We start from the raw sequence: 16734 nt of genomic DNA, 5'->3' as shown, positions 1-16734 counted from the left end.
TTTCTTTAGTTAGACGTACTATCGGCACCATGCCCGACTTGAGCCCCAGGAGGCGCTCGCTCGTCCTGGCGATCTGCTGCATGAGCCTGCTCATCGTCAGTCTCGACAACACGGCCCTGAACGCGGCCCTCCCCTCCATGCGGCGCGATCTGAACGCCTCGGTGGCCGGGATGCAGTGGACCATCGACGCCTACACGCTGGTCCTGGCCTCGCTCCTGATGCTGTCCGGCTCCACGGCGGACCGGATCGGCCGCCGCAAGGTCTTCACCGTCGGCCTGGTCCTCTTCACGCTCGGCTCACTGCTCTGCTCGCTCGCGCCGACCCTGGAGTGGCTCATCGCCTTCCGGATGGTCCAGGCCGTGGGCGGCTCGATGCTCAACCCGGTCGCCATGTCGATCATCACCAACACCTTCACCGACCCGCGCGAGCGCGCCCGCGCCATCGGCGCCTGGGGCGCGGTCGTCGGCATCTCCATGGCCGCGGGCCCCCTGATCGGCGGCCTGCTCGTGGACTCCGTCGGCTGGCGGTCCATCTTCTGGGTCAACCTCCCCGTCGGCGCGCTCGCCCTCGTCCTGACCCTGCGCTACGTCCCCGAGTCCCGGGCCGAGCACCCGCGCCGCCCCGATCCCGTCGGGCAGCTGCTGGTCATGACCCTGCTCGGCTCCCTCACCTACGGGATCATCGAAGCCCCGTCCGCCGGCCTGTCCTCCCCGCTGATCCTCGGCTGCGCGGCGCTGGCCGTCGCCTCCCTGACCGGACTGCTGGTGTACGAACCGAGGCGGGCGGAGCCCCTGATCGACCCGCGGTTCTTCCGCAGCGCCCCCTTCAGCGGCGCCACGGTGATCGCGGTCAGCGCCTTCGCCGCGCTGTCCGGGTTCCTGTTCCTGAACACCCTGTACCTCCAGGAGGCACGGGGCCTCGACGCCCTGGACGCCGGCTTGTACATGCTGCCCATGGCGACCCTGGCCTTCGTCTGCGCCCCGCTGTCGGGCCGACTGGTCGGCACGCGGGGGCCGCGGCTGCCGCTCGCGGTCGCGGGGGCCGGCATGGCGGCGAGCGGCCTGCTCTTCGCGGCGTTCTCGGCGGAGTCCTCGGATCCGCTCCTCTTCGCCGGGTACGTGCTCTTCGGGCTCGGATTCGGCATGGTCAACGCACCGATCACGAACACCGCGGTCTCCGGAATGCCGCGCGCCCAAGCGGGCGTGGCCGCGGCGGTGGCCTCCACCAGCCGCCAGACCGGCGGCACCCTGGGCGTGGCGATAGTCGGCGCGGTCCTGGCCGCCGGCCTGACCGCCGCGCCGTCCGACTTCGTCGCGGCGGCCCGGCCCGCCTGGTGGATCATCACGGCCTGCGGCGTACTGGTCCTGCTGGTGGGCCTGGCCACGAGCGGCCCCTGGGCGTACGCCACGGCCCTGCGCACGGCTGACGCCCTCTCCATGACCTCGGCCGCGCCCGCGCGCCGTTCCAAGACGCCTCCGGAGGCCTGACCGGGCGCCGTGGGTGGCAGGGGGTGGGCTCCGTGGGGCGCTGGGGCGGGGGGACTGGGCGGGGGCCGGACTGGGCGGGGGCCGGACTGGGGCGGGGGCCGGGCCTTGCCGGCGACGCCGACGGCCGTCACCCCGCGGCGGACCATCCCGGGATCGTCGGCAGCACCGTCTCGGCGACGCGGAGCAGCACGGCGTCGTCCGGAACCAAGCCGTCCGTTCGCCACAGGGTCACGTCGTAGGAGCCGCCGCTGTCCTGTGCGTCCCGGGCCACGGCGAGGACGCGGGCCGGTACGCCGGGGCGGCTTTGGCTGTCGCTCCCGTCGAGGCGGAAGCTGATGCTGATCGTGCGGTCCGAGTACAGGGCCGCCTGGCGGCCCAGAACCATCCGACCGGGCGTTTCCTCCCCCAGGAGGGCGGCGGTCGTCGACACCGGGAAACGGTCGTAGCCGACCCTCAGCGTCACCGTGTAGGTCCCGAACTCGACTCTGGCCGAAGGAGCGGCGATCTCCTCGCCCCCCGCGGGCCGGAACGAGCCCTCGCTGCCGCCGGCGCTCTTCGCGCTCTCCCCCGGCGTCCCGAGCAGTTCCGCCAGGTCGGGACGGTGCAGCGCCGTGCAGAGCTGCGCCCCGGAGACGCGCGGGGCGGCCCCGGACTCCGCCGACGGCTTCTCCGGTTCCCCGCCCGAGCAGGTGGCGGGCCGCGGCGGCGGCGTACTGGTGTCGGCCGACGATTGCGCGGTCGTCCAGAAACCGATTCCGAGTCCCCCTACCAGCGCCAGGGCCGTAATGGCCTGCCCCACCGCGGCCACGCCCTTGTTGGGCGCGTCGAAATCGTCGGCCATGTCCCCCCACCTGCTGTGATCCCCCGATACGTGCCCGGGGACCTTAACCCGTGATCATCAGGCGGACAAGGGAAGGCGGCCGGAGAGCCGAGCCGCACCCGCGAGGGGCCGCGCCGGGCCGAGGCCTCGGAGCGCACGCGGGGGCCGTAGCGCCCTTGGCCGCGCCGTAGCGCCGGAGAGCCGTATCGCCCTGTGCCGCGCCGCAGCGGCTACTCCGCGCAGTCGAAGTCGTCGCCGTGCGAGTCGATCCGTGCCAGCAGGCCCCGCAGCACGTCCTGGTCCTGCTCGGACAGCCCCGCGAACAGTCCGAGCTCGACCGCGTCGAGAGCCGCGTTGGTCTTGGTCAGGGCGTCCGTTCCGGCGTCGGTGATGGCGACGTTGTGGCGCCGCCGGTCGGCCGGGTCGCGGCGGCGCTCGGCGAGCCCGCCGCCCTCGAGGTCGTTGAGGATTCCGACGAGCACGCTCGGGTCCACTTCCAGCCGCTCGGCGAGGGCCCGCTGCCCGATGGGGCCGCCGGACAGGTGCATCAGGGTCATCGCGTGGCGCGGGGTGAGTCCGGCCGCGCTGAGCGCCTTCTTCATGCGGGTCTGGGTGACCGATCCGTGCCAGGCCAGCAGCAGGCCCAGCCGCTGCGGAGGGTGCGGGGAGTCCTGAGGCGCCGTCATGGCCACATCGTAACAACGAGGAAATGATTGCCTCCTGTCGATCGTTGATGGTATTCAATGATTCACCACTATCGACTGTTGGAGTTCATCATGTTCACTGCCTACGCCGTCGTCGCCACCCTGCTCGCCCTCACCCTCGCGGCGTCCGCCACCCTGACGCTCCGGCGCAACCCGGCGGTCACGGCGAGCATGCGGAACGTCGGGGTCCCGGACTCCTGGCTGCCGCGACTGGCCGCCCTCAAGGCGGCGGGCGCGATCGGCCTGATCGCGGGCCTGTGGCTGATGCCGCTGGGCATCGCCGCCGCCACCGGCGTCTCGCTCTACTTCGTCGGCGCGGTCGTCGCCCACCTGCGCGCGAAGGATCGCGAGCTCGCCCCCGCGGCCGCCCTGACCGCGTTCGCGCTGGGCGCCCTGATCCTGCGCGCGACGTCCTGACGACCGGCGCGCGACGTCCCGACGACGGCCCCACGCCCGGCGTCCCACCTCGTGGACATTTATTCTGTGCGCAGATAGTCTGCGCACAGAACATCTGAACAACCAGGAGGCAGCCATGTGGGAGTACGAGCACAGCGTCGAGACCACCGCCGCGCCCGAGGCGATCTGGTCCCTGTGGGCCGACGTCGAGGGCTGGGGCGCCTGGAACGCGGACATCGAGAACATCGAGCTCCGGGGCGCCTTCGCGGCGGGCGCGGAGATCACCATGACCCCGGCGGGCCAGGACCCGGTGGAACTGCGCGTCGTCGAGGCGGTCGAGGGCGAGGTGTTCGCCGACGAGGCGCGTTTCGGCGCGCTGGTCCTGCGGACCAGCCACCGGATCGACCGGCTCGGTGCCGACCTGAGCCGGGTGGTGTACCGGATGGAGATCAGCGGCGAGGGCGCCGCCGAAGCCGGCCCGCAGATCGGCCCGGCCGTCACCGCCGACTGGCCCGAGACCATGGCCGCGCTGGTCCGGACGGCGGCTCGGGCCTGATGGCCCTGGCGCCGGGCGAGAGTCCCGGGTTCCTGCTGTGGCACGCCACCCTGCGCTGGCAGCGCGGCATCGCCGCGGCACTGGGCCCGCTGGGCCTGACCCATGTGCAGTTCGTCCTCCTCGCCTGCGCGTGGTGGCTCAACGGCCAGGGCGAGCACCCCAACCAGCAGGCGCTGGCGCGCCAGGCCGGCACCGACGTGAAGATGACCTCCCAGGTGGTGCGGACCCTGGAACAGAAGGGGCTGCTCGCACGCGAGGTCGACCCCGCGGACACGCGCGCCAAGCGGCTGCGCGTCACCGAGGCGGGGGCCGAGCTGGCGCCGCGGGCCATCTCCGCCGTCGAAGCGGTCGACACGGAGTTCTTCCGGCCGGTTCCCCGCGATGACGCCATCGCCCTCCTGAGCCGCCTGGCACACCCGGAGGCCTGAAGGCCTCTGCGATCACACCGACACGCACGCCTCGCCACACACGGACGGGTGACAGATATTGAAATCTGTCACCCGTCATGCCATTCTCGTTTCATGACGACGAACGAGAGCGCTTACGCGACGACCTACCCGACGGCCCCGACCCACGTGGAGCGCACCCTCGGCACCACCGGCCCCTCGGTCTTCCCGCTGGGTCTGGGATGCATGGGAATGTCCGCCCTCTACGGCGATGCCGACCGAACCGAATCCATCGCCACCATCCACGCGGCACTCGACGCCGGCGTCACCCTTCTCGACACGGGCGACTTCTACGGCATGGGGCACAACGAGCTCCTCATCAACGAAGCCCTGCGCACCGCGCCCGCCGCGGCCCGCGAGCAGGCGCTGACCAGCGTGAAGTTCGGCGCGCTGCGGACAGTCGAAGGCGGCTTCACCGGCTATGACGGGCGGCCCGAGGCCGTCAAGAACTTCCTGGCCTACTCGCTCCAGCGACTCGGCCGGGATCACATCGACGTCTACCGCATCGCCCGCGTGGACCCGGACGTCCCCATCGAGGAGACCGTCGGAGCCATCGCCGAGGCCGTGGAGGCCGGGCACGTCCGGCACATCGGTCTCTCCGAGGTCGGCGCGGACACCCTGCGCCGAGCCGCCGCCGTGGCCCCGATCGCCGACCTCCAGATCGAGTACTCCTTGATCTCGCGCGGCATCGAGCGGGAGATCCTGCCGGCCGCCCGCGAGCTCGGCATAGGCATCACGGCGTACGGGGTCCTGTCCCGCGGCCTGATCAGCGGGCACTTCGCCCGAGGGCGGGCTCTGGCCCCGGGCGACTTCCGCGGGATGAGCCCCCGATTCCAGGGCGACAACCTCGACCGGAACCTCGACCTGGTCGACGCCCTGCGCAAAGTCGCCGACGACAAGGGCGTCAGCGTCGCCCAGACCGCCATCGCCTGGGTGCTCTCGCGCGGCGAGGACATCGTTCCCCTGGTGGGCGCCCGCCGCCGCGACCGGCTCACGGAGGCACTGGGTGCCATGGAGATGACGCTGACCGCCGCCGACCTTGCCGCCATCGAGGAGGCGGTCCCCGCCGGGGCCGCGGCGGGCGAGCGGTATCCGGCGGCGCAGATGGCCCACCTGGACAGCGAGCACTGATCCGGCTGTACGGTCGTACTCATGCCCCCCGCAGCTGCCGAGCCCCTCACTCCCGAGCGCATCCTCGAAACCACCGAGGAGGTGCTGCGCCGCTTCGGTCCGACCAAGGCGACCGTGGTGGACGTGGCGCGAGCCCTGGGCGTCAGTCACGGCAGCGTGTACCGGCACTTCCCCTCGAAGGCGGCGCTGCGCGAAGCCGTCACGGACCGCTGGCTCACCAAGAGCGTGAGCATGCTGGAGGAGATCGCCTCGGCGCCCGCCGAGCCGGCCCCCTCGAAGCTGGAATCGTGGCTGGAGGCCCTGTTCGAGGCCAAGCGCCACAAGGCGGGTGACGACCCGGAACTGTTCGCGACGTACACGGTGCTGCTCGCCGAGAACAGCGGTGTGGTCGACCACCACCTGACGCAGCTGATCGAGCAGTTGTCCCGGATCATCGGCGAGGGCGTCGCGGAGGGATCGCTCAGCGCGCCCGACGTACCGGCCGCGGCCCGTGCGGTGTTCAACGCCACCGGCCGATTCCACGATCCGCAGTACGCGGCGGACTGGCTGTCGCCGGACATCACCGTGGAGTTCGAGGCGGTCTCGGCCTTGATCATCCGAGGCTTGCGCGCCTGACGTCCGGAATCGGACACTCCGGAGATCTTGATCATCTTTTGGGGCGCCGGGCCCTTGTCGCGCCCCTGCCGTGTTCTTACGTTCCCTTTACAGCACACCATTAGGTCCGCTCCAGGGGGAACTTTGTCCGCTCAGGCAACATCGGCAGCGCAGTCCGGGCCACCGGCCCGGTCCGGAGCCGCCGCGGCGATCGGTTGGATCCTGACCATCGGGTTCAACGTGGTCGCACCCATCCTCACGTACAACATGCTCACCGACCGGGGCTGGAGCGAGTTCGCCGCGCTGCTGGCCAGCGGTGTCTGGCCGGTGGTCGACTCCGCCGTCCACCTCGCCTGGCGACGCAAGATCGACGAATTCGCCGTGGTCACCCTGGTGTTCCTGGTGATCACCGCCTTGGTCACTCTGATCGGCGCGCACTCGGCGCGCGCCCTGCTCATCAAGGACTCGGGGGTGACGGCTCTGTTCGGCGCACTCTGCCTGACCACCCTCATCACCCCCCGGCCGCTGATGTTCTACTTCGGCCGGAAGTTCGGCACGGACGGGACGAAGGAGGGCGTGGCGTACTTCAACGGGCTCTGGCAGTACCCCGACTTCCGCGGCGCGATGCGGCGGATGACCACCGTCTGGGGCGTCGCGTACCTGGTGGAGGCCTCGCTGCGCATCGCGCTGACGTACCAGCTGAGCGTCGACACGATGGTCGTGATCAGCCCCGTCCTGATCTACGGTTTTCTGATCTCGCTCATCTTCTGGACCATCCGGTTCTCGAAGCGGATGCAGGCCGAGGGTCAGGCCAGGGCCGCGGCCCTGGCGGCCGCCACCGCGGGGGGCGCCACCGCTTTTCGCACCGCGGGAACTAGCAGCCGAGCAGGCGGCTGCCGAGGTAGCTCTGGATCTGGTCCAGGGAGACGCGCTCCTGCTTCATGGTGTCGCGCTCGCGCACGGTCACCGCGTTGTCGTCGAGGGTGTCGAAGTCGACGGTGACGCAGAACGGCGTACCGATCTCGTCCTGACGACGGTAGCGGCGGCCGATGGCGCCGGCGTCGTCGAACTCGATGTTCCAGTGCTTGCGCAGGTCGGCGGCGAGGCCCTTGGCCTTCGGCGACAGCTGCGCGTTGCGGGACAGGGGCAGGACGGCAACCTTGACCGGGGCCAGGCGCGGGTCGAGGCGCATCACGGTGCGCTTCTCCATGACGCCCTTGGCGTTGGGAGCCTCGTCCTCGTTGTACGCGTCGAGCATGAAGGCGAGCATGGCGCGGTTGACACCGGCCGCCGGCTCGATGACGTACGGGGTGTACTTCTCCTTGGTCTCCTGGTCGAAGTAGACGAGGTCCTGGCCGGAGGCGGCGGAGTGGGCCTTGAGGTCGAAGTCGGTGCGGTTGGCCACGCCTTCGAGCTCGGAGAACTCATTGCCACCGAAGTTGAAGCGGTACTCGATGTCGGCGGTGCGCTTCGAGTAGTGGGACAGCTTCTCCTTCGGGTGGTCGTACCAGCGGATGTTCTCCTCGCGGATGCCGAGGTCGCGGTACCAGTTCCACCGCTCCTGCATCCAGTACTCCTGCCACTGCTCGTCCTCGCCCGGCTTGACGAAGAACTCCATCTCCATCTGCTCGAACTCGCGGGTGCGGAAGATGAAGTTGCCGGGCGTGATCTCGTTGCGGAAGGACTTGCCCATCTGCGCGATGCCGAAGGGGGGCTTCTTGCGCGAGGTGGTCTGCACGTGGGCGAAGTTGGTGAAGATGCCCTGGGCGGTCTCCGGGCGCAGGTACGCCTTGGAGCCGGTGTCCTGGGTCGGGCCGAGGTGGGTCTCCAGCATGCCGGAGAACTGCTTGGGCTCGGTGAACTGGCCCTTCACGCCGCAGTTGGGGCAGTTGATGTCGGCGAGACCGTTGGCGGGCGTGCGGCCGTGCTTGGCCTCGTACGCCTCTTCCAGGTGGTCGGCGCGGTGGCGCTTGTGACAGGAGGTGCACTCGGTCAGCGGGTCCGAGAAGGTGCCGACGTGACCGGAGGCCACCCAGACCTCGGGGGCCAGGATCACGGACGAGTCGAGGCCGACGATGTCCTCACGCCCGGTGACCATCGCCTTCCACCACTGGCGCTTGATGTTCTCCTTGAGCTCGACACCGAGCGGACCGTAATCCCAGGCAGCCCGAGAGCCGCCGTAGATGTCACTGCACGGGAAAACGAAGCCACGGCGCTTGCTCAGGCTGACGATGGTTTCGATCTTGTCGGCGGCCACGGTGCTCTCTTCATTTACGAGGACGAACGGCGAAGCCTCAAGGTTACCGGCGCCCGCACCCCCCCTTTCAAATCGGGACCCCGTCCACGGGCGCTCCGCACCCCGCCCCACCAGGGTTTTTGACAATCGTTTCCATCTTTGATGAAAATGGATGTCATGAACGTACGACGCCTCATACCCACCGCCACCCTCGCCGGAGCCGTAGCCCTCGCCGCCACGGCCCTGACCGCCTGCTCGGGCGCCGCCGGAGCCGACGGGAACAAGGACGGCAGACTCGGCGTGACGGCGTCGTTCTATCCGATGCAGTTCCTCGCCGAGCAGATCGGCAAGGACCACGTGAAGGTGGACAGCCTCACGAAGCCGGGCGTCGAGCCGCACGACCTGGAGATCACTCCGAAGCAGACCGCCCAGCTCGGCGAGTCCGATGTCGTCCTCTACCTCAAGACGCTGCAGCCCGCCGTCGACAAGGCAGTCGCCCAGTCCGGCGTGAAGAACATCGTCGACGCCGCCACCCTCACCACGCTGGAAGCGCACGGCACCTCCGGACACGAGGGCCACGACCACGCCGCCGAGGAAGGCCACACCGAGGGCGACGGCCACGACCACGGCCACAGCCACGGCGAAGCCGGCGAGGACCCCCACGTCTGGCTCGACCCGGTCAAGTACGCGGAGATCGCCAAGGGCGTCGGCGCGGCCCTGGAGAAGGCCGACCCCGGCCACGCGGCGGACTACAAGAAGAACACCGACGAGCTGGTCGCCAAACTGGGCGCGCTCGACACCGAGTTCAAGGACGGCCTGAAGAACACGGCCTCCAAGACCTTCATCACCACCCACTCCGCCTTCGGATACCTGGCCGAGCGCTACGGCCTCGACCAGGAGGGCATCTCCGGCGTCGACCCCGAGTCCGAGCCGAGCCCGGCACGGATGAAGGAACTCCAGAGCGTCGCGCAGAAGGACAATGTGACGACGGTGTTCTTCGAGACGCTGGCCAGTGACAAGACGGCCAAGACCCTCGCGGCCGACACCGGCCTGAAGACCGACGTCCTGGACCCCCTCGAGGGAATTACCGACAAGTCCCAGGGCGCTGACTACTTCGAGGTCATGCGGGCCAACCTGAAGAACCTCCAGAAGGCACTCGGCGACAAGTAATGGCAGCAGTAGCAGCAACGGAGGCGCGAGCCATGGAGTCCAAGCCAGAGCAGGCACTGGACCAGCCCGTCATATCCCTGCGCGGGGCCACGGCCTCGCTCGGCTCGCGCCCCGTGCTGCGCGGCGTCGACCTGACCGTCCGCCGGGGTGAGGTCGTCGCCCTCCTCGGCGCCAACGGATCCGGCAAGTCCACGGCCGTGCGCGCCGTGGTCGGACAGGTCCCGCTGAGCGACGGCGCCCTGTCTCTCTTCGGCGCCGACTTCAAGCGCTTCCGCGACTGGTCGCGCATCGGGTACGTCCCCCAGCGCACCACCGCCGCCAGCGGGGTCCCCGCCACCGTCCGCGAGGTCGTCTCCGCCGGCCGCCTCGCGCGCACCCGCTTCGGCGTCCTGCGCAAGGCCGACAAGGCCGCCGTCGAGCGGGCGCTGGACCTGGTCGACATGGGCTCCTATGCCGGCGCCTCCGTCAACGCCCTCTCCGGCGGGCAGCACCAGCGGGTGCTCATCGCCCGCGCGCTCGCCGTCGAGCCGGAGCTGCTGATCATGGACGAGCCGATGGCGGGCGTGGACCTGGCCAACCAGGAGGTCCTCGCGAACGCCCTGCGCACCCAGGTCGCCGCCGGCACCACCGTGCTGCTCGTGCTGCACGAACTGGGTCCTCTGGAGCCCCTCATCGACCGCGCCGTCGTCCTGCGCGACGGCTGCGTCACGCACGACGGCCCGCCCCCGGAGGCCGTGGGCCAGCACGCGCTGCCCGGCCACGACCACGTACACCCCCACGCGGCGCACGACGCCGAGCCCCTGCGGACGGGACTGCTGAGCTGATGGACCTCCTCGACTACGCCTTCATGCAGCGCGCGCTGATCGCGGCCGCCCTGGTCGGCATCACGGCCCCCGCGATCGGCACGTACCTCGTGCAGCGCCGCCAGGCCGTCATGGGCGACGGCATCGGACACGTGGCCATGACCGGTGTCGCACTCGGCTTCCTGCTCAACGCGAGCCCGGTGTGGATGGCCACCCTCGTCGCGGTCATCGGCGCGGTCGGCATGGAGCTGATCCGCTCGCGCGGCAAGACCAGCGGGGACATCGCGCTCGCCATGCTCTTCTACGGCGGCCTGGCCGGCGGCGTCATGATCATCAACTTGGCTCCGGGCGGCTCGACGGCCAATCTGACCAGCTACCTCTTCGGCTCCATCACCACCGTCTCGGCCGGGGACATCACCGCCGTCGTGATCCTCGCCCTGTTCGTCGTCGCCGTCACCCTGGGGCTGCGCCGTCAGCTGTTCGCGGTCTGCCAGGACGAGGAGTTCGCCCGGGTCACCGGCCTGCCCGTGCGCTTCCTGAACCTGCTCATGGCCGTGACCGCCGCCGTCACCGTCACCGTCGCGATGCGCATCGTCGGCCTGCTGCTGGTCAGCGCGATGATGGTGATCCCCGTCGCCGCAGCGCAGCGCGTCACCCGGGGCTTCACCGCCACCTTGACGGTGGCCATGGTGATCGGCGTCCTGGTCTCCCTCTCCGGCACGGCGGCCACCTACTACATCGACGCGCCGTCCGGCGCCGCGATCGTGCTGCTCGCCATCGCCGTCTTCATGGTCATGACGGCCCTGTCCACCCCGTTGGCGCGGCGCCGGGCGAAGGCCGCCCGCGCCACCGAGGCAGCCTGTACGCGGGAAGGTGTGGAAGTCTGAAGGCCTGAGGCCCACGGCCGCCTGGCACAATGGGCCGAGGCCGAAACGAGGAGGAACCGGTGGCGACTGCGCCTGGCGAGACGAATACCGCGCCAGTACGAGGACGATCCACCCGGCAGCGGGCCGCCGTCGCGGCGGCGCTGGACGAGGTGGACGAGTTCCGCAGCGCCCAGGATCTCCACGACATGCTCAAGCACCGCGGCGACTCCGTGGGCCTGACCACCGTCTACCGCACCCTGCAGTCCCTCGCGGACGCCGGCGAGGTCGACGTCCTGCGCACCAGCGACGGCGAGTCCGTCTACCGGCGCTGCTCCACCGGGGACCACCACCACCACCTGGTCTGCCGCAAGTGCGGCAAGGCGGTCGAGGTCGAGGGCCCGGCAGTGGAGAAGTGGGCGGAGACCATCGCGGCCGAGCACGGATTCGTGAACGTCGCCCACACGGTGGAGATCTTCGGCACCTGCGCGGACTGCGCGGCGGCCGCCTCCGCCTAGCGCTGGCGCCTAGCGCCTGCGCAGGTTCCGGTCCAGGATCGCGCGCAGGCGGTCGACGTCGGCGGGCTCCTGGGCTCCCCTCTTCGGCAGCGCCGCGAGGGAGATCGCGCGCGGTCCCCCGAGCAGTACGAAGAGTTCCGGCGTCTCGACGTACTCGTTGAAGAGCTTCCAGTCGGCCGTGTACGACATGCTCTCGCCGGTCGTCGCGGTGCCCCGCTCGTCGACCACCGTGCGGCACTGCCCGTACTGGGCCGCCACGCCGTGGATCCGGCGCGCCATGCCGCGTCGGCCGCGTGCGACTCCGATGAGCCCGACGCCCAGGCCCAGCACCGCGCTGACCACGAGGACGACCGGCAGGACTCCGCGGAGCAGTCCGAACGCCGTCACGAGGCCGGTCGTCATCAGCGGGATCAGGGCCGTCTCCGCCCGGCCCGCTGCCGTCCGGCGGGCGCGGGCCCGGACGGCCCCCTGGAGATCCGCGAGCTCCGGCCGGTACACGAATACGGCCTGCTCCGTCCGCTCCGCCCGATCTCCACCCATATGCATGACACGTGAGCGTAGACGAGGCTCAGGCCGAGGTGCCCGGCTCCCCCTGGTTCGGGACCGCGCCGCCGAAGCGGCGGTCGCGCTGGGCGTACTCGTAGCAGGCCTGCCAGAGGTTGCGGCGGTCGAAGTCCGGCCACAGGACGTCCTGGAAGACCATCTCGGCGTACGCGCTCTGCCAGAGCAGGTAGTTGGAGGTGCGCTGCTCGCCGCTCGGCCGCAGGAAGAGGTCGACGTCCGGCATGTCCGGGTAGTACATGTACTTCGCGAAGGTCTTCTCATTGACCTTCGCAGGGTCGAGCCGGCCGGCCGCCACGTCGCGCGCGATCGCCTGCGCCGCGTCCGCGATCTCGGCACGGCCGCCGTAGTTGACGCAGAAGTACAGGGTCATCGCGTCGTTGTCGACGGTCTGCTCCTGCGCGACCTGCAGCTCCTGGACGACGGACTTCCACATCTTCGGCATGCGGCCGACCCAGCGGATGCGGATGCCCAGCTCGTTCATCTCGTCGCGTCGGCGCCGGATGACGTCGCGGTTGAAGTTCATGAGGAAGCGCACCTCGTCGGGCGAGCGCTTCCAGTTCTCCGTCGAGAAGGCGTAGAGGGAGAGGTTCTTGACGCCCATCTCCAGGCAGCCCTTGAGCACGTCGAGCACGACGCCCTCGCCCACCTTGTGGCCCTCGGTACGCGGCAGCCCGCGCTCCTTGGCCCAGCGGCCGTTGCCGTCCATGACGACCGCGACGTGGTTCGGGACGAGCTCGCCGGGGATCTTCGGCGGGCGCTCACCGGACGGGTGCGGCTCGGGAACCTTGTACTCGCGGCGAGAGCGTCCCAGAATCCCGCGTCGTGCCATGTGCCCAGCTCCTATTTCTCGACGTATCGAAGGGAGCGTAGCCCGCGCTCCAGATGCCAGTGCAAGTAGGCGGAGACCAGCCCGCTGCCCTCCCGCACGTGACGCGCCTCGCACGCGTCGGCATGCCCCCAGTCGCCCGTCAGCAGCGCGCTGAGCAGGGCGATGGCCTCCGACGAGGGTACGACGCTGCCGGGGACGCGGCAGTCGCCGCATATGACCCCGCCGGCGGCGACGGAGAAGTGCCGGTTGGGGCCGTGGATCCCGCACTTCGCGCAGTCCTCGAAGCTGGGCGCGTAGCCGTTGACGGCCAGCGAGCGCAGCAGGAAGGCGTCGAGGATGAGGTTCGGCGCGTGTTCGCCGCGCGAGAGGGTGCGCAGGGCGCCGACGAGCAGCAGGTACTGCTGCACGGACGGCTCGCCCTCGTGGTCGGTGAACCGCTCGGCGGTCTCCAGCATCGCGGTGCCGGCGGTGTAGCGGGCGTAGTCGGTGACGATGCCGTTGCCGTAGGGGGCGATGATCTGGGTCTGTGTGCAGAGCGGCAGGCTGCGGCCGATCAGCTCGTTGCCGCGCGCGAAGAACTGCACGTCGGCATGGGAGAAAGGTTCCAGCCCGGCGCCGAACTTGGACTTCGTGCGCCGGACCCCGCGGGCGACGGCCCGAACCCGGCCGTGGCCCCGGGTGAGCAGCGTGATGATGCGGTCCGCCTCACCCAGCTTCTGGGTGCGCAGCACGATGCCGTCGTCGCGGAACAGGCTCATGCGACCCATTGTCCCGTACCCCGCCGACAGGACGGGTCCCCGGAACGGCGGCGGCCCCCGCCGGGCGGGGGCCGGGCGGGGGCATGCCTCGGGAGGATCAGGCGGTCGGCGTCGGGGCGGTGTGCTCGCCCTCGGCCGACTGGGCCGGTATGGCTGCGGTGGCCTCGTCCGCCGCCGCCTCGGCGGCGGGCGGCGGGGCGCTGTGGGCGTCGTCCTTGCCCAGGCCGTTGAAGATCAGGTTGAGGACGATGGCGGCCGTGGCGCCCAGCGTCACACCGCTGTTGAGGAGCGAGGAGAGGTCCGCGTCCATGTGGTCCTTGAAGAGCACCGGGACGGTGGCGGGGAGCAGCGCGAAGGCCAGGGAGACGCCCACGACGAGCGCGTTCTTCTCCTCCTTGAGGTCGACCTTGGCCAGGGTCTGGATGCCCGCCAGGGCCACCATGGCGAACATCACCGTCGCCGCGCCGCCCAGGACTCCGTGCGGGACCGCGGCGACGATCGCGGCGGCCTTCGGGATCAGGCCCAGCACGATCATGAAGACGCCCGCGGCGACCACGACGAAGCGGCTCTTGACCTTGGTCATCCGGACCAGGCCGACGTTCTCGGCGAAGGCCACGTACGGGAAGGAGTTGAGGACGCCGCCCAGTGCGGTCGCGGCTCCGTCGGCGCGCAGGGCGCGGGCCACGGTCTCGCTGTCGATCTCCTTGCCGACGATGTCGCCGACGGCGTACGTGTCACCGGTGGTCTCGACCATGGTGATCAGCATGACGACGAGCATCAGCAGGATCGGGAACCACGCGAACTTCGGGGCTCCGTAGTGGAACGGGGTGGTGATGCCGATCCAGTCCGAGTTGCTCACGTCGCCGAACTTGGCGTCGCCGAGCAGGAACGCGACGACGGTGCCGCCCACCAGGCCGAGCAGGATGGAGATGCTGTTGAGGAAGGGCTTGCCGAGCTTCATCAGGACGAGGATGAAGAGCATGGTGCCGCCGGCGTAGGCGAAGTGCTTGGGGTCACCGAAGTCGGGGCTGCCGACGCCGCCCGCGGCGTCGCCCAGACCGACGGGGATCAGCACGATGCCGAGGACCGTGATCACCGTGCCGGTGACGACCGGCGGGAAGAGCCTCATGACGGTACGGAAGGCCTTGGGCGGCAGCCAGGCGAAGGCGAAGGTGGCGATGCCGGCCGTGATGACCGCGCCGTAGATGACGAGCAGACCCGCCGTCCCGCCGCCGGCCCCGAGACCGATGGCGATCATCGGGGACACCGCGGTGAAGGTGACGCCCTGGATCAGGGGCAGCCGCGCGCCGATCCGGCCGATGCCCCACGCCTGGATGATCGAGGCGATGCCGCAGGTGAAGAGGTCGGCGTTGATCAGGTAGACCAGCTGCTCGGTGGTGAGCCCGAGGGCGCCACCGACGATGATCGGAACGATCACCGCACCGGCGTAGAAGGCGAGTACGTGCTGGAAGCCGTACAGCGCGAGCTTGGGGAGGGGGAGCACCTCGTCGACCGGGTGCGTGCTCTGCTCTCCGTTGGCGGAAAGCGGTGCGGCGACACGTGCCATCTCTGCCTTGCCCTTCAATGAGGTAGGTAACCGAGAGGAAGCTGGTTGTCCCTGGCCGGAGTGGGTCGCTAACCCGTTGGTCCGCCGGGGTTGTCAGTGCGTTCACGTGAATCGAAGCCCCGCGGTGTTACCGCCGGCGTCTCGTCGTGTGACCGGAATTGAACGCCTGTGGGGCCGCTCACAGATATCGTCGACTTCCACAAAGTGTTGACGCGTGGGAGGGTTCGATCTGGAGGTTTCTCCAGTGGCGGACACCCGTCGGGGTCGGCTATGGCCAAGACCTCACGGGACGGCCGGTTCCTCTACGCGAAAGCGAAGGCCCTACGGGATGACCTGCGGGCCGACACTTCGCACCGCGGGGCACCGCAAACGAGACGGCGCCCCTCCGACCGTCCACCTGCTGGAATCACCGCACACGGATGACAGGGCTCCGCGGTTCACCGAGCGCGCCGGAGGCGCGAAATCGGGGGCGTGAGGCCTGATTGTTATCTCGAAATGCGCCGTTTTCGCCCGTCCCGCGGGGCGGCCCCGGGCGCAGCGCCCCGTCCCGGCAGGTCCTTACGGCGCCCGGACCGCCGACAGCAGCCGCGCCACCTCGTCCGCGTCGATCCGCAGCGCCGCCCCCACCGTCGCGAGCACCTCGCGCTCCGCGGGGATGTACGGGCCGTCCGCCAGCGCCACGCGCGCGCCCTGCAGCAGGATCGATTCGCGCCCGGGGGCGGCCAGGTGCGGAGCCAGCGGTTCCAGGACCTCGTGCAGCTCGATCGAGAGGGCGGCGCCGCAGCAGTCCGGTCCGTCGTAGAGCCCGAGCCGCCCCTCATCGGTGGCCAGGGCTTCCACGAGGGACTCCAGCTGCTCCTCGGTGCAGTCCTGGAACCCGGCGGACCGTACGGCGCCCACGGCGGCCTCCAGCGCGCTGCGCGAGGCCGTCCCGCCGGCTGCCAGCACGGCCAGCGTCACCGTGTGCACGGCGTCGCGCAGCAGCGCGGAGAAGCGGGTGGCGGTGAGGTGGTCCAGGACCTCGGTGGCGAAGCGCTCGCGGCAGCCCTGGCACTCGACGACCGGGCCCTGCTGCCCGCGCGGCAGCAGCGGCACCCCGAGGACGGTGAACCGGCGGCGACCGGTGCGCCGGCGGTAATTGCGGTCCCCACCGCAGTCGGGGCAGAAGAACTCTCCGTCCCCCACGGTGCTCCAGGTGGTGCGGATGCCCCAGACCGTCAGCTTCCGGCCGTCCCCACCCCGAACTGGCAGCACGTCGCACCTCCGTAACCTTCCGGCAGCATCGCCGGGTT

The 16734-nt window shown here is 70.4% G+C and carries 18 protein-coding genes and 1 pseudogene; 11 read left to right on the top strand and 8 right to left on the bottom strand.

Annotated features, from left to right (window positions below; all coding sequences use genetic code 11):
* The first annotated feature begins 29 nt into the window (after positions 1 to 29).
* Entirely contained in the window at positions 30 to 1487 is a 1458-nt protein-coding gene (locus ACFWBY_RS07465; RefSeq protein ID WP_385339000.1) for an MFS transporter, read from the top strand.
* A gap of 127 nt (positions 1488 to 1614) precedes the next feature.
* Here ACFWBY_RS07465 and ACFWBY_RS07460 read toward each other — a convergent pair whose 3' ends face one another.
* A complete protein-coding gene (locus ACFWBY_RS07460; RefSeq protein WP_385338997.1) occupies positions 1615 to 2328 on the bottom strand; it encodes a DUF6215 domain-containing protein in 714 nt (237 codons plus the stop codon).
* A 209-nt stretch (positions 2329 to 2537) separates the two neighbouring features.
* On the bottom strand, positions 2538 to 2993 hold the full coding sequence (locus tag ACFWBY_RS07455; protein WP_385338994.1) for a MarR family winged helix-turn-helix transcriptional regulator: 456 nt from the start codon (positions 2991 to 2993) through the stop codon (positions 2538 to 2540).
* A 90-nt stretch (positions 2994 to 3083) separates the two neighbouring features.
* On the opposite strand from ACFWBY_RS07455, the gene ACFWBY_RS07450 reads away from it, so the two are divergent.
* From ACFWBY_RS07450 to ACFWBY_RS07425, 6 genes and pseudogenes are all read left to right on the top strand, one after another.
* The gene (locus tag ACFWBY_RS07450) at positions 3084 to 3428 is read left to right on the top strand and encodes a DoxX family protein (protein ID WP_385338991.1); all 345 of its coding nucleotides are present in this window, start codon (positions 3084 to 3086) and stop codon (positions 3426 to 3428) included.
* A 115-nt stretch (positions 3429 to 3543) separates the two neighbouring features.
* Entirely contained in the window at positions 3544 to 3963 is a 420-nt protein-coding gene (locus ACFWBY_RS07445) for an SRPBCC family protein (protein WP_385338988.1), read from the top strand.
* Positions 3963 to 4391 (top strand): MarR family winged helix-turn-helix transcriptional regulator, encoded by a 429-nt coding sequence (locus ACFWBY_RS07440; RefSeq protein ID WP_385338985.1) that lies wholly within the window; start codon positions 3963 to 3965, stop codon positions 4389 to 4391. The genes ACFWBY_RS07445 and ACFWBY_RS07440 overlap by 1 nt, the downstream gene beginning before the upstream one ends.
* A 93-nt stretch (positions 4392 to 4484) precedes the next feature.
* Positions 4485 to 5540 carry an aldo/keto reductase gene (locus ACFWBY_RS07435; RefSeq protein ID WP_385338982.1) on the top strand — a complete coding sequence of 352 codons (1056 nt, stop codon included), beginning with the start codon at positions 4485 to 4487 and terminating at the stop codon, positions 5538 to 5540.
* Positions 5541 to 5561: 21 nt separating this feature from the next.
* Complete coding sequence (locus tag ACFWBY_RS07430) at positions 5562 to 6155, top strand: TetR family transcriptional regulator (protein WP_385338980.1); 594 nt, start codon at positions 5562 to 5564, stop codon at positions 6153 to 6155.
* A 27-nt stretch (positions 6156 to 6182) separates the two neighbouring features.
* A pseudogene (locus ACFWBY_RS07425) lies at positions 6183 to 6899 on the top strand (VC0807 family protein); the annotation flags it as partial.
* A gap of 109 nt (positions 6900 to 7008) precedes the next feature.
* On the opposite strand, the gene ACFWBY_RS07420 reads toward ACFWBY_RS07425, so the two are convergent.
* A complete protein-coding gene (locus ACFWBY_RS07420; RefSeq protein WP_385338977.1) occupies positions 7009 to 8391 on the bottom strand; it encodes a glycine--tRNA ligase in 1383 nt (460 codons plus the stop codon).
* Between the two features lie 156 nt (positions 8392 to 8547).
* Between ACFWBY_RS07420 and ACFWBY_RS07415 the strand changes: the two genes are divergently transcribed.
* The 4 genes from ACFWBY_RS07415 to ACFWBY_RS07400 are packed head-to-tail and all read left to right on the top strand — an operon-like array spanning position 8548 to position 11724.
* Positions 8548 to 9540, top strand: a complete 993-nt coding sequence (locus tag ACFWBY_RS07415) for a metal ABC transporter substrate-binding protein (RefSeq protein WP_385338974.1) — start codon at positions 8548 to 8550, stop codon at positions 9538 to 9540.
* Between the two features lie 32 nt (positions 9541 to 9572).
* Entirely contained in the window at positions 9573 to 10364 is a 792-nt protein-coding gene (locus ACFWBY_RS07410; RefSeq protein WP_385338971.1) for a metal ABC transporter ATP-binding protein, read from the top strand.
* Positions 10364 to 11230, top strand: a complete 867-nt coding sequence (locus ACFWBY_RS07405; protein ID WP_385338968.1) for a metal ABC transporter permease — start codon at positions 10364 to 10366, stop codon at positions 11228 to 11230. The genes ACFWBY_RS07410 and ACFWBY_RS07405 overlap by 1 nt, the downstream gene beginning before the upstream one ends.
* A gap of 59 nt (positions 11231 to 11289) precedes the next feature.
* Positions 11290 to 11724 (top strand): Fur family transcriptional regulator, encoded by a 435-nt coding sequence (locus tag ACFWBY_RS07400; protein ID WP_385338965.1) that lies wholly within the window; start codon positions 11290 to 11292, stop codon positions 11722 to 11724.
* Between the two features lie 9 nt (positions 11725 to 11733).
* On the opposite strand, the gene ACFWBY_RS07395 is transcribed toward ACFWBY_RS07400, so the two are convergent.
* The 5 genes from ACFWBY_RS07395 to ACFWBY_RS07375 all read right to left on the bottom strand — a co-directional run bounded on the left by ACFWBY_RS07395 (position 11734) and on the right by ACFWBY_RS07375 (position 16696).
* On the bottom strand, positions 11734 to 12270 hold the full coding sequence (locus ACFWBY_RS07395) for a YcxB family protein (protein WP_385338962.1): 537 nt from the start codon (positions 12268 to 12270) through the stop codon (positions 11734 to 11736).
* Between the two features lie 22 nt (positions 12271 to 12292).
* The gene (locus ACFWBY_RS07390) at positions 12293 to 13117 is read right to left on the bottom strand and encodes an isoprenyl transferase (protein WP_385338959.1); all 825 of its coding nucleotides are present in this window, start codon (positions 13115 to 13117) and stop codon (positions 12293 to 12295) included.
* 11 nt (positions 13118 to 13128) lie between these two features.
* Positions 13129 to 13875 (bottom strand): DNA repair protein RecO, encoded by a 747-nt coding sequence (recO, locus tag ACFWBY_RS07385; RefSeq protein ID WP_385338956.1) that lies wholly within the window; start codon positions 13873 to 13875, stop codon positions 13129 to 13131.
* A gap of 97 nt (positions 13876 to 13972) precedes the next feature.
* Positions 13973 to 15442 carry a nucleobase:cation symporter-2 family protein gene (locus tag ACFWBY_RS07380; RefSeq protein WP_385338954.1) on the bottom strand — a complete coding sequence of 490 codons (1470 nt, stop codon included), beginning with the start codon at positions 15440 to 15442 and terminating at the stop codon, positions 13973 to 13975.
* A gap of 558 nt (positions 15443 to 16000) precedes the next feature.
* Positions 16001 to 16696, bottom strand: a complete 696-nt coding sequence (locus tag ACFWBY_RS07375; protein ID WP_385338951.1) for a TerB family tellurite resistance protein — start codon at positions 16694 to 16696, stop codon at positions 16001 to 16003.
* Between the last annotated feature and the right edge of the window lie 38 nt (positions 16697 to 16734).

It is taken from the genome of Streptomyces sp. NPDC060049 (genome assembly GCF_042736715.1).
Lineage (GTDB): Bacteria > Actinomycetota > Actinomycetes > Streptomycetales > Streptomycetaceae > Streptomyces.
The sequence above is the reverse complement of the archived record's forward strand: the minus strand, read 5'-3'. Positions and strand labels throughout refer to the sequence as shown.

Coding starts and splice junctions, on each gene's coding strand:
- ACFWBY_RS07395 (WP_385338962.1), bottom strand. CDS start 12,270: ATGCATATGGGTGGAGATCGGGCGGAGCGGACGGAGCAGGCCGTATTC.
- ACFWBY_RS07410 (WP_385338971.1), top strand. CDS start 9,573: ATGGAGTCCAAGCCAGAGCAGGCACTGGACCAGCCCGTCATATCCCTG.
- ACFWBY_RS07450 (WP_385338991.1), top strand. CDS start 3,084: ATGTTCACTGCCTACGCCGTCGTCGCCACCCTGCTCGCCCTCACCCTC.
- recO (WP_385338956.1), bottom strand. CDS start 13,875: ATGAGCCTGTTCCGCGACGACGGCATCGTGCTGCGCACCCAGAAGCTG.
- ACFWBY_RS07405 (WP_385338968.1), top strand. CDS start 10,364: ATGGACCTCCTCGACTACGCCTTCATGCAGCGCGCGCTGATCGCGGCC.
- ACFWBY_RS07435 (WP_385338982.1), top strand. CDS start 4,485: ATGACGACGAACGAGAGCGCTTACGCGACGACCTACCCGACGGCCCCG.
- ACFWBY_RS07390 (WP_385338959.1), bottom strand. CDS start 13,117: ATGGCACGACGCGGGATTCTGGGACGCTCTCGCCGCGAGTACAAGGTT.
- ACFWBY_RS07415 (WP_385338974.1), top strand. CDS start 8,548: ATGAACGTACGACGCCTCATACCCACCGCCACCCTCGCCGGAGCCGTA.
- ACFWBY_RS07455 (WP_385338994.1), bottom strand. CDS start 2,993: ATGACGGCGCCTCAGGACTCCCCGCACCCTCCGCAGCGGCTGGGCCTG.
- ACFWBY_RS07430 (WP_385338980.1), top strand. CDS start 5,562: ATGCCCCCCGCAGCTGCCGAGCCCCTCACTCCCGAGCGCATCCTCGAA.
- ACFWBY_RS07380 (WP_385338954.1), bottom strand. CDS start 15,442: ATGGCACGTGTCGCCGCACCGCTTTCCGCCAACGGAGAGCAGAGCACG.
- ACFWBY_RS07465 (WP_385339000.1), top strand. CDS start 30: ATGCCCGACTTGAGCCCCAGGAGGCGCTCGCTCGTCCTGGCGATCTGC.
- ACFWBY_RS07445 (WP_385338988.1), top strand. CDS start 3,544: ATGTGGGAGTACGAGCACAGCGTCGAGACCACCGCCGCGCCCGAGGCG.
- ACFWBY_RS07460 (WP_385338997.1), bottom strand. CDS start 2,328: ATGGCCGACGATTTCGACGCGCCCAACAAGGGCGTGGCCGCGGTGGGG.
- ACFWBY_RS07440 (WP_385338985.1), top strand. CDS start 3,963: ATGGCCCTGGCGCCGGGCGAGAGTCCCGGGTTCCTGCTGTGGCACGCC.